Below are 14,957 nucleotides of genomic sequence, written 5' to 3'. Positions count from 1 at the left end.
GTGAATTTAGTATTAATGGGGCTTCCAGGTGCCGGTAAAGGTACGCAGGCTGAGAGAATCGTAGAGCAATACGGCATCCCTCATATCTCTACTGGAGATATGTTCCGTGCAGCGATGAAAGAAGGAACAGAACTAGGCTTACAAGCAAAATCATTCATGGATAAGGGTGCATTAGTTCCTGATGAAGTAACTATCGGCATTGTTCGTGAACGATTAAGCAAGGAAGATTGTCAAAAGGGATTCCTTTTAGATGGATTTCCTAGAACTGTACCTCAAGCAGATGCGTTGGAAAATCTTTTAAATGATTTGAATAAAAAAATTAACTACGTAATTAATATTACTGTTGATAAAGAATTATTAATGGAACGTTTGACAGGCCGTAGAATTTGTAAAGAATGTGGATCAACTTATCATTTAATCTTTAATCCTCCTAACCAAGAGGGTGTATGCGACCGCTGCGGCGGTGAGTTATACCAACGTGCAGATGATAATGAAGAAACAGTTCAAAATCGATTAGACGTAAACATCAAACAACAAGAACCATTATTAACTTTTTATAAAACAAAAGGTTATCTTCGTACGATTGATGGTCAGCAGGATATTCACAAGGTATTCGCTGATATCGAGCAATTACTTAGGGACTTACATTAATGACCGATAGTAAAACCGTACGAGCGACTCTCGACCATCTCTTCACTAAGAATCAAAAGTATGTGAAAGCAAACGGCTTTTCTCTTGTACTGAGTATGTAGGACCGAGAGTTGGGCAAGACTTACATGGGGAATTGTAAATTCCCAATTATGTAGAATTTACTTGCGGACAGAAGAAGAACAATATGTTACTATTATAAGGTTGCTATTTGAGTACGAACGAGAAGAGTTGTATAATCTGTATTCACTATCTTTGATAAGAAGGGAGACGAGATCGATGGCCAAAGATGATGTAATTGAAATTGAAGGTAAAGTCATTGAAACATTGCCGAATGCGATGTTTAAGGTAGAATTAGAAAATGGTCATACCGTGCTAGCGCATGTTTCTGGTAAAATACGAATGCATTTCATTCGGATCCTTCCGGGTGACAAAGTGACTGTTGAGCTTTCTCCATATGACTTAACACGCGGAAGAATTACTTACCGCTTTAAATAATGCTTGCACTCCGTACTACTAAGGAGGTTAGGATAATAATGAAAGTAAGACCATCTGTTAAACCGATCTGCGAGAAGTGTAAAGTTATCCGTAGACGCGGAAAAGTTATGGTTATCTGTGAAAACCCTAAACATAAACAAAAACAAGGTTAATTTTGAAGGAGGTGCGCATTTTCTATGGCACGTATTGCTGGTGTAGATATTCCACGTGAAAAACGTGTTGTTATCTCTTTAACTTACATTTATGGAATTGGTAAAAATACTGCACAAAAAGTACTAGCAGAAGCTGGTGTTTCTGAAGATACACGTGTACGTGATTTAACAGAAGACGAATTAAACAAAATCCGTGACATCATCGACAAATTAAAAGTTGAAGGTGACCTTCGCCGTGAAATTTCTCTTAACATTAAGCGTTTAATGGAAATCGGCTGTTACCGCGGATTACGTCATCGTCGTGGTTTACCAGTTCGTGGACAAAATACGAAAAACAACGCTCGTACTCGCAAAGGTCCTCGTAAGACTGTAGCGAACAAGAAGAAGTAATCGGTAAAGGAGGTTAATTTAAATGGCACGTAAAACGAATACACGTAAACGTCGTGTTAAAAAGAATATTGAAGCTGGTATTGCTCATATTCGTTCAACTTTTAACAATACGATTGTAACAATTACTGATGTACATGGTAATGCAATTTCATGGTCAAGTGCTGGTGCTCTTGGATTTAGAGGTTCACGTAAATCTACACCATTTGCTGCACAAATGGCGGCTGAAACAGCAGCTAAGACTTCCATTGAACATGGTATGAAAACTTTAGAAGTTACTGTAAAAGGACCTGGTGCTGGTCGTGAAGCGGCTATCCGTGCTCTTCAAGCTGCTGGTCTAGAAGTAACTGCAATTAAAGACGTTACTCCTGTTCCTCATAATGGATGCCGTCCACCAAAACGTCGTCGTGTTTAATTTTTCTGTATAGATTCTGTATCATATGTCTATAATGGGATATGATATTAATTTTTTGCACTCTTACAGAAGATTTATTCCAGTTGTTGTGCACAAAACGGGAACGTATACATGGGGACTTTCTATTAGTAAATAAGCTAATTTGAAGTTTCGACGTTTTGAAGGAGGGTTATTGGATGATCGAAATAGAAAAACCAAAAATCGAAACGATTGAGATCAACGACGATGCTAAGTACGGTAAGTTTGTCGTAGAGCCACTTGAGCGTGGATATGGTACCACTTTGGGTAACTCCTTACGTCGTATCCTATTATCTTCACTCCCAGGTGCCGCGGTTACATCGATTCAGATCGATGGGGTACTTCATGAGTTCTCAACAATTGAAGGCGTCGTAGAGGATGTAACATCTATCATTTTGAACATTAAAAAACTAGCTTTAAAAATCTACTCTGACGAAGAAAAGACACTTGAATTTGATGTACAAGGTGAAGGCCCTGTATTAGCTGGAAATATCACTCATGATAGTGATGTTGAGGTTTTAAATCCAGATCTTCATATTGCTACATTGGCTGCAAATGGTCATCTTCGCATGCGTTTGACAGCTAAACGTGGACGTGGATATACACCAGCTGTTCAAAACAAAAGAGAAGATCAACCAATCGGTGTGATTCCAATCGATTCCATTTTTACACCAGTTTCACGTGTGCAGTTTCAAGTAGAAAATACACGCGTTGGTCAAATGTCTAATTTTGACAAGTTGACTCTTGATGTATGGACCGATGGAAGCACTGGACCAAAAGAAGCGATTGCTCTTGGTTCGAAGATTTTAACCGAGCATTTGAATATATTTGTTGGTTTAACTGACGAAGCACAAAATGCTGAAATCATGATTGAAAAAGAAGAAGATCAAAAGGAAAAAGTTCTGGAAATGACAATTGAGGAACTAGACCTTTCTGTTCGTTCATACAACTGCTTAAAGCGTGCCGGAATCAACACTGTTCAGGAATTAGCTAATAAGACTGAAGAAGATATGATGAAAGTTCGTAACTTAGGCCGCAAATCACTTGAAGAAGTGAAGGCAAAACTAGAAGAGCTTGGATTAGGCTTACGTAAAGACGACTGATCTTTAGTATAGCTATTCATCCGACTTATGACTTCAACAAAGGAGGGAACCCTTCATGGCATACAGAAAGTTAGGACGCACAAGTGCACAGCGTAAAGCTATGCTACGTGATTTAACTACAGATTTAATTATCAATGAGCGCATTGAAACAACAGAAACCCGTGCGAAGGAAATTCGTGTGACTGTTGAGAAAATGATCACTTTAGGTAAACGCGGTGATTTACATGCTCGTCGTCAAGCTGCTTCATATGTTCGTAATGAAGTTGCTGATGCTGAAAATAATACAAGTGCATTACAAAAACTTTTCGCTGATATCGCTCCACGTTATCAAGAGCGTCAAGGTGGATACACTCGAATTATGAAACTTGGACCACGCCGCGGCGATGGTGCACCAATGGTTATTATCGAGTTAGTTTAATCACTTACAGACAACAAGGGCGCTGGACAGTTTAAAATCAAACTTGTTCTTTGCCCTTTTTCTGTAATTGAACTTTATATCGTGTTAGACCCAAGCCCAAAAGAGTGTTATGATGAGCGAATTAAATTAATTACGACTCGTCTAGCTCATGCACCTCCTCCTATTTCTTTTATAGAAATTCCTTATATTGCAGTTAAACGAAGCTGCATAGGGACGAGGTGCAGGCTTTTTTTTATATATAGAAATAGATAAGATGAGAATAGATTAGCTGAGGGGAGGAAATATCTGATGAAAAATTCGATTGTATCTCTTAACGATGTTTCATTTCAATACGATACACAAGAACGTTATGCTCTGAATCACGTCTCTTTTGATATATATGAGGGAGAGTGGCTTGCCATCGTCGGCCATAACGGATCAGGTAAATCAACAATGGCAAAACTTCTAAATGGCCTGCAATTTCCACAAAGTGGCCAAATTCATGTCTGTGGGATAGAGCTTAATGAGGAATCAATTTGGGATATCCGAAAAAAATTAGGGATGGTCTTTCAAAATCCTGATAACCAGTTCGTCGGAACTACAGTGCAGGATGATGTGGCTTTTGGTCTAGAAAATAACGGCATTCCTAGAGACGAAATGATACAAAGAGTCGAGGATTCGCTTAGGAAGGTAAAGATGGAAAAGTTTCTATATCAAGAGCCCCACCATCTATCAGGCGGACAAAAGCAACGAGTAGCTATCGCAGGTGTGCTAGCACTAAGACCGTCGATCATTATTCTTGATGAAGCCACTTCGATGCTTGATCCTAGAGGACGTGAAGAAGTGTTGGAGACCGTTCGGTTATTAAAAGAAGAGAAATCTTTGACCGTTATTTCCATTACTCATGACTTAGAAGAGGCAGCCAAGGCGGATCGGATTATTGTCATGAACAAAGGAGAAGTCTTCCGTGAAGGAACACCTGAAGAGATTTTCTCCATGGATGAACAATTAGTTCAGTTAGGGTTAGATATTCCCTTTTCAGTGAAAATGACCAAAGCTTTCAGGGATCAAGGAATTGACCTAGCGAAGCATTATTTATCGGAAGAAGAGTTGGTGAAAGAGTTATGGACATCTCGCTCAAACATGTAGAATATCGTTATCAAAAAAATACTCCTTTTGAACGACTGGCCATAGAGGATGTGTCGATTGATATTCCAACAGGTGAGTATATGGCGATTATTGGTCATACTGGTTCAGGGAAATCAACAGTCTTGCAGCATTTAAATGCGCTCCTACAACCCACAAAGGGTACAGTTGAGATTGGGGAACATGAAATAGTTGCTTCGCAGAAAAATAAGAACTTAAAAAAAATCCGGCAAAGGGTCGGGATTGTCTTTCAGTTTCCTGAGCACCAGTTATTTGAGGAAACGGTCGAAAAAGACATTATTTTTGGACCGTTGAATTTCGGAGTTTCTGAAACGGAAGCAAAGGAGCGGGCACGCATTGCTTTAAGGCAAGTGGGGCTAGCGGAAGAAATACTAGAGAAATCACCATTCGATCTCTCGGGTGGACAAATGAGGCGCGTGGCAATTGCCGGAGTGCTAGCCATGGAACCCGATGTCATTGTCCTGGATGAGCCTACTGCAGGATTAGACCCCAGGGGACGTAAAGAGGTTATGGATATGTTCTATTCCCTCCATAAGGAAAGAAAGCTGTCTACCATCCTTGTCACACATAGTATGGAGGATGCGGCAAGATACGCAGATCAAATTGTGATTATGCAGCAAGGGAAGGTAGTTAAAAAAGGGACACCGGAAGAAATCTTCTCTGCTCCAACTGAGCTTGTTGAAATGGGGCTAGATGTTCCGGAGGTCGTTCGTTTTCAACTAATGCTTGAGGAAAAACTCGATATGAAATTAGAGAAAATTTTTCTAACCATTGATGAACTGTCTTCTGCTGTAACAAAAAGAATAAGCAGAGGTGTACGCTCATGATGGAAAAAATGATTTTTGGACGCTATGTCCCGGCGGATTCGATTATTCATAAAATGGACCCCCGCTCAAAATTGCTGATTATCTTTCTGTTTGTATGCGTTATTTTTTTAGCAAATAATGCCGTAACCTATGCACTTATTGGAATTTATACTTTCTTAATGCTTGGCTTGTCGCGCATTCCTGTACGTTTTTTATACGGGGGTCTGAAACCGGTTATCTGGCTCGTTCTTTTCACCTTAGTGCTGCAACTGTTTTTTACAAAAGAAGGTACGCTTTTATTTGAATTAGGTCCGATTAAAATTTACGAAGAAGGGGTCAGACAGGGGATTTTTATTTCCTTCCGATTCTTTTTCTTAATTCTAATGACGTCACTGCTGACGTTAACTACTACACCAATTGAGATTACCGATGGAATTGAAACACTATTACATCCGTTGAATAAGATCCGTTTCCCTGTCCACGAAATGGCGTTGATGATGTCGATTTCCTTACGTTTTATTCCTACACTTATGCAGGAAACGGATAAAATTATGAAGGCGCAGATTGCCAGAGGCGTGGAGTTTGCAAGCGGGCCTTTTAAGGAGCGCATTAAAGCCGTCATTCCACTGCTTATTCCTTTGTTTGTCAGCTCCTTTAAACGGGCGGAAGAACTAGCGATTGCAATGGAAGCTAGAGGTTATCGAGGCGGGGAAGGAAGAACAAAGTACAGGGAATTATCCTGGAAAAATGCAGATTCCTTCCAGTTGGGGCTCTTAGTCCTTCTAACCATCCTACTCATTTTATTACGTTCATAATGGAGCGAAACGATGCCAAGGTATAAATCTATCATTAGTTATGACGGTTCGGGCTTTTCCGGCTATCAGGTCCAACCGAATAAGCGGACCGTGCAGTCTGTTTTGGAAGCAGTTTTAACAAAAATGCATAAGGGCGAACCCGTGAGAGTCAGTGCTTCAGGTCGAACCGATGCCGGTGTCCATGCAAAAGGACAAGTCATTCACTTTGATTCTCCACTGCATATTCCTGCTGATAAATGGGAACGGGCATTGAATTCAATGCTGCCGGAAGATCTTTCCGTTTTATCAGTTGGTTCTGTACCCGACTCTTTTCATGCCCGCTTTGACGCTAAAGGGAAGGAATACCGCTATGTCCTTCGTTTATCTCAAAAACGAGATCCTTTTCAGCGGAAATTTGCCTACCAATTTCCATACCCATTAAATTTAAAGGCGATGGAGCAGGCAAGTAAATTTTTTCTGGGTACTCACGACTTTACAAGTTTTTGTGCGGCAAAAACGGAAGTAGAAGATAAAGTTCGAAGGATTGATTCCATTGACTTTACCCTTAAGGATGATTTACTGACGATTCGTTTTAAAGGGAATGGCTTTTTGTATAATATGGTACGTATCTTGGTGGGAACACTGTTAGAGGTGGGCTCAGGTGAACGCAGTCCTGAAGATATTCCGATTATCTTAGCTCACAAAGACCGGAGGCTAGCGGGAAAGACTGCTCCACCCCAAGGATTATATCTTTGGCAAGTATTTTATGAATAAAAAAGTGTAAACAACTTTACCTGGTGTAACATTTTCTTGACATATTAGCTTGAAGAACTTATTATATTATATGTGCGTGTTTTTAATCCCACGATAAAGCCCCGGAAAGTCTTAATCGTGATTGAAAATATATGAATACAAACTTAACCGCACAAGGGTAGTAGCCGTTCATTCCCGGAACAGAATGGAACGCTAACTGCTTTGAAAGTGCGAAAACAATAATCTTTAATGGATTTAAATTAGGAGGGAAACTCATGCGTACAACGTTTATGGCAAATGCCAACACTATCGAGCGTAAATGGTACGTGATTGATGCTGAAGGCAAAACTCTTGGTCGTCTTGCTTCTGAAGTAGCAGCAATCCTACGTGGTAAAAACAAACCAACTTTTACACCACATGTTGACACTGGTGATCATGTGATTATTCTTAACGCATCTAAAGTAGAACTAACTGGTAAGAAATTGACTGACAAGATTTACTACCGTCACACAATGCACCCAGGTGGTTTAAAAACTAGAACAGCTCTTGAAATGCGTACTAACTATGCTGAGAAAATGATCGAGCTTGCTGTTAAAGGTATGCTTCCAAAGAATTCTCTTGGCCGTCAAACATTTAAAAAATTACATGTATATGCTGGCAGCGAACATCCGCACCAAGCACAACAACCTGAAGTTTACGAACTTCGCGGTTAATAAAGAGGGAGGGAATTAACTTGGCACAAGTTCAATATATCGGTACAGGTCGCCGTAAAAGTTCTGTAGCACGTGTACGTTTAGTACCAGGCACAGGAAAAATTATTGTCAATGGTCGTGAAATCGAAGATTATATCCCATTTGAAGCATTACGTGTTGTTGTAAGACAACCATTAGTAGCTACTGAAACAGTTGGCAGCTATGATGTTCTTGTAAACGTAAGCGGTGGTGGATACACTGGTCAAGCTGGAGCAATCCGTCATGGTGTAGCTCGTGCATTACTACAAGCTGACCCAGAATACCGTCCAACATTAAAACGCGCTGGATTATTAACTCGTGATCCACGTATGAAAGAGCGTAAAAAATACGGTCTTAAAGGTGCTCGTCGTGCGCCTCAGTTCTCAAAACGTTAATTTTTGGCGTTTCAAAGGCTCTCAACCATTTTGGTTGGGGGTTTTTTTTGTGAGTTATATAAATATCGGGTAAAGTGGTAAGGACATCTTTTAAATTAGGAAAAGGTTCCATTTACCGAGGCAAGGGATAAAAGGGCCTCTGTGGTAAATCAAATTGGTCCCCATTTACCGAGGCAAGGGATAAAAGTGCCTCTGTGGTAAATCAAATTGGTCTCCATTTACCGAGGCAAGGAGTAAAAGCACCTCAACGGTAAATGCAAGCAGGTACCATATCCTTAATAAAAAACAAAGCCCCTTCACCGAAAATGAAAGGGCCTCATACTGTTCAGGATACATAGGTATTTTTATCATTTAATTTTTTCAAAATACCTATAATGCCTTTCTCCAATGGACTTATAGTTTTGCATTAGTACTCTCCGTATGGTTTTCTTAGACCCAACCACCCCACACCAGTCATGAACGAGATTCGTAGTAATTTTCATATCAGGGAATAGAAGTTCTAACTCCTCCACGCACCGTAGGACGGCTAAATCGACCAACTCCTTGTGCCCGCATTTATTACACACCAGAATCTTCTTACTTTCATCAACAAAACAAAGTAATGAGTAACAATCCGTGCAAAGAGGCCCCTTTTGCAATTGATCATAGCTATAATGTGGTAAACGGGTAAAGGGGCAATCGGTTTGATGCATTGAGATTAATTGGTCAGCCAGCCTTTTGTGGCGGTCCGTTAGCTTTGACGGGATTTCGTTTAATTTTTTCATCAGGTTATTAAGCTGAGTGGGATGTATTATGGGTTCGTTTAATGGGGCTTGATATAAGGTGAAATTGGGGTTGACAAAGGCCACGTCACCTTCAAGTGGCAAATAAAAGCCAAGACTTTTAAGTAAGGGACGGAGGTGTAACTTACCTCGATTTAATTGGTGCAGAGGATTACTTATTTCATTCTTAGATAATTTAGGATAGAAATTTCCTAATTCATACCTATAATCTCCCTCATGGTTTTTTATTTCATAGGGGTAGATGGTATGTTGAGCAATGATTAATGTATCAATTTGAAAAAAACCGTTCGTCTGGAGGCACAAATCATTTAATATGTATAAATCATTTTGAAGCATCAAAGTTAACTGGTCAAAGAACAACTCACCCTTGTACCCTTTTTCAAGGTTTTCATAATGCAGCTTATCTGTAGCAGGTAAATCCATTCGTGCATTTAAAAAGCTCAGTATCTGATATTCCTTTGACTTCGTACGAGGCTTTAAGGTCGGCATGTCCCACATCCATTCTCATTTTAAAATACTCCACCTTCATTTTACAAAAAGTAATGCAACAATAGTTTGAATTCTTTGTTAACAATTATCACCCCACCCCCAAATCATCCGATAAAAATTGGCAACTTAAAACGACCGGAACTTTGCATTTCTTCTGAACGCCAGATAAAGAATAGTTCTAAGAGGTGAAAAGTAGTGACAGTAATTACGACCTTTAAAGAAAAAAAACGGGAAAAACAGATAAAATACGAGCGTTCGGTCCTTCGGGAACTATCGATCAATACATTGAAAGAACGAGTCCAACAATACTTTGGATCAACAAGAATTGTCTCAAACTTAGTAATGAATACTGGAATTGAAGAAGCATGCTACGACATCGCACTTGAGTCCTTTTTATTAGGGGCAAAATTCAGCAAGTTTGGTTATTATGGCGAGAACCTAGATGAGGTTCGCAAGCGCTGCTACCGAGAAGAAAAACATTTAATTGATACCCTCTATAATTTTTTCCTCTATTGGGGCAGCGGTGAAGAGGGTACGATGAGTGAGTCGCTATATTATCTATGTGAGCAATACATCCATATTTGGTGGAGAGAAGGCTACGAAAAAGGGCAAAGGCGTCATAAGCTCCGGCTCCATTAAGGTCCAACATTTCTTCCTGTTCTAAATACCCCCTTTGTCCCATATAGTTAAGTGAAAAGGGACGAGCGGGAAGGAATGATTGGGGTGTCAAAGCGAAGATTAAAAATCATAAGTTTTATCGTTGGTTTATTTGTGTTGTTTTTCGTTTTACAGTACGACTTTGCCGAAGATGACTCGTTGAATGCGTGGAATCTTCCGTTGTCGGGAAAAATCATTTTACTTGACCCTGGCCATGGCGGGCCGGATGGCGGTGCAGGAACGGGGCAAACGTTGGAAAAAGATATTGCCTTAAAGATTACCAAGAAAGTCAGAGGTTACCTGCAAATGCAGGGTGCGCTCGTTATTATGACTAGAGAATCCGATAAAGATTTAGCCGCGTCTGATACAAGGGGTTACAGTAGAAGAAAAGTTGAAGATTTAAAAAATAGACTAAACATGATAAATAACGGTGACAATGATTTCTTTGTCAGCATTCATTTAAATGCAATTCCTTCTTCCAGATGGAGCGGGGCACAAACCTTTTATGCGCCTTATTTTAAGGAAAATGCTAAGGCCGCAAAGTTTGTGCAGGAAGAACTTCGAAAAAACTTAGAGAACACCACGCGCAGAGCCAAGCCAATCAATAACGTGTATATTTTAAAGAATGCCAAGAAGCCAGGTATTTTAGTTGAAGTCGGCTTTTTATCCAATCCAACAGAAAAGGAAAATTTAAAAAAGGATGCCTATCAGGAGAAGATTGCCATATCGATTTATCAAGGAATAACTCGATATTACACGAATGAAAAAGAATTAGTTGAACCAGATTATTGAAGGTGAGTTCACCTTCTATTTTTTTACGAAGGAAAGTCCTCTTAAAAATACGTGTGATTCATTTAACTGTTTCCGAGTGTGATTATGTTATACTGAGAGATGGAAACGAATTCAAAATGTGAGGTGCTTTTTTATGTTAACAGAAGAAAGAGTCCATGAGGTTCTAGGCAGCCTCCAAGAACCATTTTTACATAAAACCTTAGCTGAATTAAATGCTATTGTCGAAATAAAGATTAAAGAAGAAAAAAACCATGTCAGTGTTAAAGTGGCCATCGCCAAGACAGGTACTGCTGAACAGCTCCAACTGCAAACACAAATTGTTAGTTTGTTAAAAGAAGAAGGAGCGGCATCGGTTGGTATTCGTTTTACGGAGCTTCCTGAAGAAGTGCTAGCGGCAAACCGCCAAGCACAATCAGAAACAAATGATACAAACTTGCTTCATTCAAAGAAGACCACCTTCATTGCGATCGCAAGTGGAAAAGGCGGAGTGGGTAAATCAACTGTATCGGTTAACCTTGCCGTTGCACTAGCACGTCTAGGCAAAAAGGTTGGACTTATTGATGCGGATATTTATGGATTTAGTGTTCCAGATATGATGGGAATTACAGAAAGACCTGTTGTTAGAGGGGAAAAGATCATTCCTGTTGAACGTTTTGGTGTACAAGTCATTTCAATGGGCTTCTTTGTCGAAGATAATTCACCGATTATCTGGCGTGGGCCGATGTTAGGGAAAATGTTAAACAGCTTCTTTAATGAAGTAGAATGGGGCGACATCGAGTATTTACTATTAGATTTACCGCCTGGAACAGGGGATGTCGCATTAGACGTTCATACTATGCTTCCTGCATGTAAAGAAGTGATTGTAACAACACCGCATCCAACGGCTGCTTTTGTAGCTGCACGTGCGGGTGCAATGGCTCTGAAAACGGACCATGAGATTCTTGGTGTCATTGAAAACATGGCATATTTTGAAAGTAAATTAACCGGCGAAAAAGAATATGTATTTGGCCAAGGTGGCGGCGATAAATTAGCGGAAGAATTGAATACAGAAGTTCTTGGCCGTCTGCCTCTAAATCAGCCTGATTGGAACGAGGAAGACTTTGCGCCATCGATCTATCAAGATGACCATCAGATTGGAAAAATATATTTAGAAATAGCTGAAAAAGTAACTGGCTTGCTAAAAAAATAGATACACGAAATAGAAGCCTCTTCCAGTGCGGAAAAGGCTTCTATTTTTTTGATAAGTATTTTACGATCTGGCTTCAACTGCCTTGGACGCTCTTACTGCCCCCCGGATTGATTGCTACTTGAGTTTCCCTTATCGCTCGATGATGATTTCGTATTTGCTTCCTCTGCTGCTTTTAAGAGTAATTCTTGTATTTTAGCTTTAAATAAAGGACTATCAACCGTTTCCGTAATTACCTTTTGGAGATGTGTGCGATATTCTTTGCTTTTTAGTGCATCTGTCATTTGTTTTTGGATTTCGGGTTCTTTAAAAACTTCCACCATCATTCCTCTATATTCCGGGTCATTCATTAGTTCCTTCAGTAATTTTTTATTTTCTGATTTTAAACTTTTTGAAATACTTTGTGCAAATTTCGGATCACTAAATGTTTTTTTCCAGTATTCTTTTGCTTTATCTGTAGTAAGTGTTTGCTGGATGGTATCAGAGACAACCTTTTGGTCCATCACCAGTTTTTCTTTCATGCTATCACTTGACATCACATCTTGAATGGCTTTCTTACCATCATCCGTTTTTAGAATATCAACAACCATTTTCTTCGTTGCTTCGTAATCAACTTGTCCTCCGCCGCTGGTATCACTGGAAGAACAACTGGTAAGGAACACCATGATGGGCAGGAGGAGCACCATGCTTTTCGCTTTCATTAATAAGCCCCTTTCACATAAAAATCCTTAAGTTTAGCATGTAGTAACTGTAGAGAGATTATTCGTTAGCAAATATAAATTATGGATTTTTCAAATTTGGATTGGTACAATCATAATGTTATCTATATTTGTAGTATGGAGGTTTATCGTGTGACGAGCCGTAATTGGGTAAAATTATTTTTGAATACATTATTAGTCGGCGGACTCACGACGGCTATTGTGGGCTTTATTGTTCGCTGGAATGAGTTTCAGCCTTATTTTACTGAATTTAAACTCATTGATATCTTATCAACGTTAATTTGGTTAATTGTCATGGGCTTTTTGTTTAGTGTTATCAGCCAAATGGGCTTTTTCGCATATTTAACGATTCACCGGTTTGGACTAGGAATCTTTAAATCAGTTTCACTGTGGAATGCTGTACAAGTCGTCCTTATTCTGTTTGGTTTATTTGATTTAGTTTATTTACGCTACGAAAACTTTGCCGGCCCGGACGATTCCATTCTTCCCTACTTTGGTCCAGCTGCTATTTTGTTGGTCGTTGGTTTGACTGTGGCTTGGTATAAAATCAAACAGACGAATCGGGATGCGTTTATACCGGCCATGTTTTTTATGATTGTGGTTACATTAGTTGAGTGGGTACCAGTTCTTCGTGTTAATGAACAGAGCTGGCTATACCTGATGATGTTTGCTTTGGTAGCATGTAATGCCTATCAACTTCTAATTCTTCACAAATTAAATCTGCAATCTGAGCAGGATAGACAAAAAAGAGCAAATCAATCTCCTGCTAAATCCAAAAATACAGCCAATTTGAAAAAGACAAAAAAACCGTCCATTTAATAGGTTGGACGGTTTTATTATGTGAAATCATCTAATTTCTCTTGAACTTGCCTCTCCATTTGCAATCATTTCTGATACTGAAATAAGGTTTAACCCTTTTTGTTGAATACCTTTCATAATCAACGGCAGTGCTTTTGCGGTTTGTTTTGCTGAGTCAGAAGCATGGAGGAGAATAATATCCCCTTTGTCTGCTGTATTCACATTTTTAACTATGGCTGGTACCCCCGGATTATTCCAATCCTTTGAATCCACACTCCAATGGACAACTGTATATCCATATCTTTCAGCGATCTTTAAGGTTCTCTCATCAAAATGGCCAGTTGGCGCACGAAGTAATTTAATATTTTTCACATTTAACTTCCGAAAGGCTTCTTGTGCTTTCGAAATATCTTGGCCAATTTTTACATCCTCCAAATCTCGATAGTCTTTGTATTCGTAACCAAGAATGCCAATTTCATAACCATCCTTTACAATTCGATTAACAATATCCGGATGTCTCTCTGCCCAGGAACCGGCTAAGAAGAAAGTAGCGGCTTTTACGCCTTCTTTATTTAGCGTATCTAAAATCGGCTCCGCCTTTTCATCACCCCATCCAATATTAAAAGTAAGGGCAAGATCTTTTTCCCCTCGATAAACAGCTTTTGGGCCATCTTTTGTTGAAAAGACAGGAATTTGTGCAAGATTCTCTATATAGAGGAACCATGCTGTAAAAAATGCAGCAATTAAAATGAGTGAAATGTTCTTCAAAGACTTCCCGTTAAATACAAAAAAGAATTTCATTGTCCCCACCTCGTCCAATACTGTCCTTGTCTCAACCTATGCCCGTACATTTAAGAATATGATTAGAAAAATTTTATTATAATTTTTCAATAATTGGAAAAGACTACTATAACTAGATATTTCGCTGGAGGTTATTCAATGTTTGGGCTTCTAATAAATGATAAAGAAGTAAAAGAAATGGAATACCTTATTAAAAGAGAAATGGATGAAATACTATTTGATTTAAGGGATGATCGCATAGATCATATTGTAAAAAGATCGATGGAAGAAAGATATAAGGTTTTATTTACACTGTTTAGGCGGGTTGCTTCTCCACATGATTGTTTAAAGTATATGAGAAGAGGGAAAAAGGATCGGAAAAAGGGTTAGGAAAAAACTTTATACTTTTTTGAATAAGAACCGTTGACAATTAAATAGTATCTTGGTATATTAATAAGCGTCGCTGCTGACGTTAAAAACAATTTGAAAA

21 protein-coding genes are annotated in these 14,957 nt (G+C 39.2%); 18 read left to right on the top strand and 3 right to left on the bottom strand.

Going from position 1 to position 14,957, the window contains the following annotated elements; translation table 11 throughout:
* From RCG22_RS14845 to rpsI, 13 genes are all read left to right on the top strand, one after another.
* Entirely contained in the window at positions 1-651 is a 651-nt protein-coding gene (locus tag RCG22_RS14845; RefSeq protein WP_098262317.1) for an adenylate kinase, read from the top strand.
* Between the two features lie 276 nt (positions 652-927).
* A complete protein-coding gene (infA, locus tag RCG22_RS14840) occupies positions 928-1,146 on the top strand; it encodes a translation initiation factor IF-1 (protein WP_007085268.1) in 219 nt (72 codons plus the stop codon).
* Positions 1,147-1,184: 38 nt separating this feature from the next.
* Positions 1,185-1,298, top strand: coding sequence for a 50S ribosomal protein L36 (gene rpmJ / locus RCG22_RS14835; RefSeq protein WP_000868344.1), 114 nt, complete (start codon positions 1,185-1,187; stop codon positions 1,296-1,298).
* 24 nt (positions 1,299-1,322) lie between these two features.
* Complete coding sequence (gene rpsM / locus RCG22_RS14830) at positions 1,323-1,688, top strand: 30S ribosomal protein S13 (protein WP_026565543.1); 366 nt, start codon at positions 1,323-1,325, stop codon at positions 1,686-1,688.
* 22 nt (positions 1,689-1,710) lie between these two features.
* Positions 1,711-2,100, top strand: coding sequence for a 30S ribosomal protein S11 (gene rpsK / locus RCG22_RS14825; protein WP_075689916.1), 390 nt, complete (start codon positions 1,711-1,713; stop codon positions 2,098-2,100).
* A 176-nt stretch (positions 2,101-2,276) separates the two neighbouring features.
* Entirely contained in the window at positions 2,277-3,221 is a 945-nt protein-coding gene (locus tag RCG22_RS14820) for a DNA-directed RNA polymerase subunit alpha (protein ID WP_098262316.1), read from the top strand.
* A 55-nt stretch (positions 3,222-3,276) separates the two neighbouring features.
* A complete protein-coding gene (gene rplQ, locus RCG22_RS14815; RefSeq protein ID WP_024027884.1) occupies positions 3,277-3,639 on the top strand; it encodes a 50S ribosomal protein L17 in 363 nt (120 codons plus the stop codon).
* Positions 3,640-3,927: 288 nt separating this feature from the next.
* On the top strand, positions 3,928-4,767 hold the full coding sequence (locus tag RCG22_RS14810) for an energy-coupling factor ABC transporter ATP-binding protein (RefSeq protein WP_308103611.1): 840 nt from the start codon (positions 3,928-3,930) through the stop codon (positions 4,765-4,767).
* The gene (locus RCG22_RS14805) at positions 4,743-5,612 is read left to right on the top strand and encodes an energy-coupling factor ABC transporter ATP-binding protein (protein WP_308103610.1); all 870 of its coding nucleotides are present in this window, start codon (positions 4,743-4,745) and stop codon (positions 5,610-5,612) included. Before RCG22_RS14810 ends, RCG22_RS14805 begins: the two co-directional genes overlap by 25 nt.
* Positions 5,609-6,406, top strand: a complete 798-nt coding sequence (locus RCG22_RS14800) for an energy-coupling factor transporter transmembrane component T family protein (protein WP_098262313.1) — start codon at positions 5,609-5,611, stop codon at positions 6,404-6,406. Before RCG22_RS14805 ends, RCG22_RS14800 begins: the two co-directional genes overlap by 4 nt.
* Positions 6,407-6,418: 12 nt before the next feature.
* Entirely contained in the window at positions 6,419-7,159 is a 741-nt protein-coding gene (truA, locus tag RCG22_RS14795; protein ID WP_098262312.1) for a tRNA pseudouridine(38-40) synthase TruA, read from the top strand.
* A 254-nt stretch (positions 7,160-7,413) separates the two neighbouring features.
* Complete coding sequence (gene rplM, locus RCG22_RS14790; RefSeq protein WP_066249453.1) at positions 7,414-7,851, top strand: 50S ribosomal protein L13; 438 nt, start codon at positions 7,414-7,416, stop codon at positions 7,849-7,851.
* Between the two features lie 20 nt (positions 7,852-7,871).
* Complete coding sequence (rpsI, locus tag RCG22_RS14785; RefSeq protein ID WP_098262311.1) at positions 7,872-8,264, top strand: 30S ribosomal protein S9; 393 nt, start codon at positions 7,872-7,874, stop codon at positions 8,262-8,264.
* A gap of 347 nt (positions 8,265-8,611) precedes the next feature.
* Here rpsI and RCG22_RS14780 read toward each other — a convergent pair whose 3' ends face one another.
* The gene (locus RCG22_RS14780; RefSeq protein ID WP_308103608.1) at positions 8,612-9,535 is read right to left on the bottom strand and encodes a nuclease-related domain-containing protein; all 924 of its coding nucleotides are present in this window, start codon (positions 9,533-9,535) and stop codon (positions 8,612-8,614) included.
* Between the two features lie 195 nt (positions 9,536-9,730).
* Here RCG22_RS14780 and RCG22_RS14775 point away from each other — a divergent pair, with 195 nt between their 5' ends.
* The 3 genes from RCG22_RS14775 to RCG22_RS14765 all read left to right on the top strand — a co-directional run bounded on the left by RCG22_RS14775 (position 9,731) and on the right by RCG22_RS14765 (position 12,173).
* The gene (locus tag RCG22_RS14775; protein ID WP_308103607.1) at positions 9,731-10,174 is read left to right on the top strand and encodes a YbaK family protein; all 444 of its coding nucleotides are present in this window, start codon (positions 9,731-9,733) and stop codon (positions 10,172-10,174) included.
* Positions 10,175-10,258: 84 nt separating this feature from the next.
* The gene (cwlD, locus tag RCG22_RS14770) at positions 10,259-10,984 is read left to right on the top strand and encodes an N-acetylmuramoyl-L-alanine amidase CwlD (RefSeq protein WP_308103606.1); all 726 of its coding nucleotides are present in this window, start codon (positions 10,259-10,261) and stop codon (positions 10,982-10,984) included.
* 133 nt (positions 10,985-11,117) lie between these two features.
* The gene (locus tag RCG22_RS14765) at positions 11,118-12,173 is read left to right on the top strand and encodes an Mrp/NBP35 family ATP-binding protein (RefSeq protein WP_308103605.1); all 1,056 of its coding nucleotides are present in this window, start codon (positions 11,118-11,120) and stop codon (positions 12,171-12,173) included.
* Positions 12,174-12,265: 92 nt separating this feature from the next.
* Here RCG22_RS14765 and gerD read toward each other — a convergent pair whose 3' ends face one another.
* Positions 12,266-12,871, bottom strand: a complete 606-nt coding sequence (gerD, locus tag RCG22_RS14760) for a spore germination lipoprotein GerD (protein ID WP_308103604.1) — start codon at positions 12,869-12,871, stop codon at positions 12,266-12,268.
* Positions 12,872-13,021: 150 nt separating this feature from the next.
* Between gerD and RCG22_RS14755 the strand changes: the two genes are divergently transcribed.
* Entirely contained in the window at positions 13,022-13,708 is a 687-nt protein-coding gene (locus RCG22_RS14755) for a KinB-signaling pathway activation protein (RefSeq protein ID WP_308103603.1), read from the top strand.
* 27 nt (positions 13,709-13,735) lie between these two features.
* Here RCG22_RS14755 and pdaB read toward each other — a convergent pair whose 3' ends face one another.
* Positions 13,736-14,488, bottom strand: coding sequence for a polysaccharide deacetylase family sporulation protein PdaB (pdaB, locus tag RCG22_RS14750; protein WP_308103602.1), 753 nt, complete (start codon positions 14,486-14,488; stop codon positions 13,736-13,738).
* Positions 14,489-14,626: 138 nt separating this feature from the next.
* On the opposite strand from pdaB, the gene RCG22_RS14745 reads away from it, so the two are divergent.
* On the top strand, positions 14,627-14,857 hold the full coding sequence (locus RCG22_RS14745; RefSeq protein WP_066249478.1) for a hypothetical protein: 231 nt from the start codon (positions 14,627-14,629) through the stop codon (positions 14,855-14,857).
* Positions 14,858-14,957: the final 100 nt, after the last annotated feature.

Origin of the sequence: Neobacillus nitrireducens (assembly GCF_030915405.1) — a bacterium.
Classification (GTDB): Bacteria; Bacillota; Bacilli; order Bacillales; family Cytobacillaceae; genus Neobacillus.
Note: the sequence above shows the minus strand (reverse complement) of the source record. Positions and strands in the feature narration are given on the sequence as shown.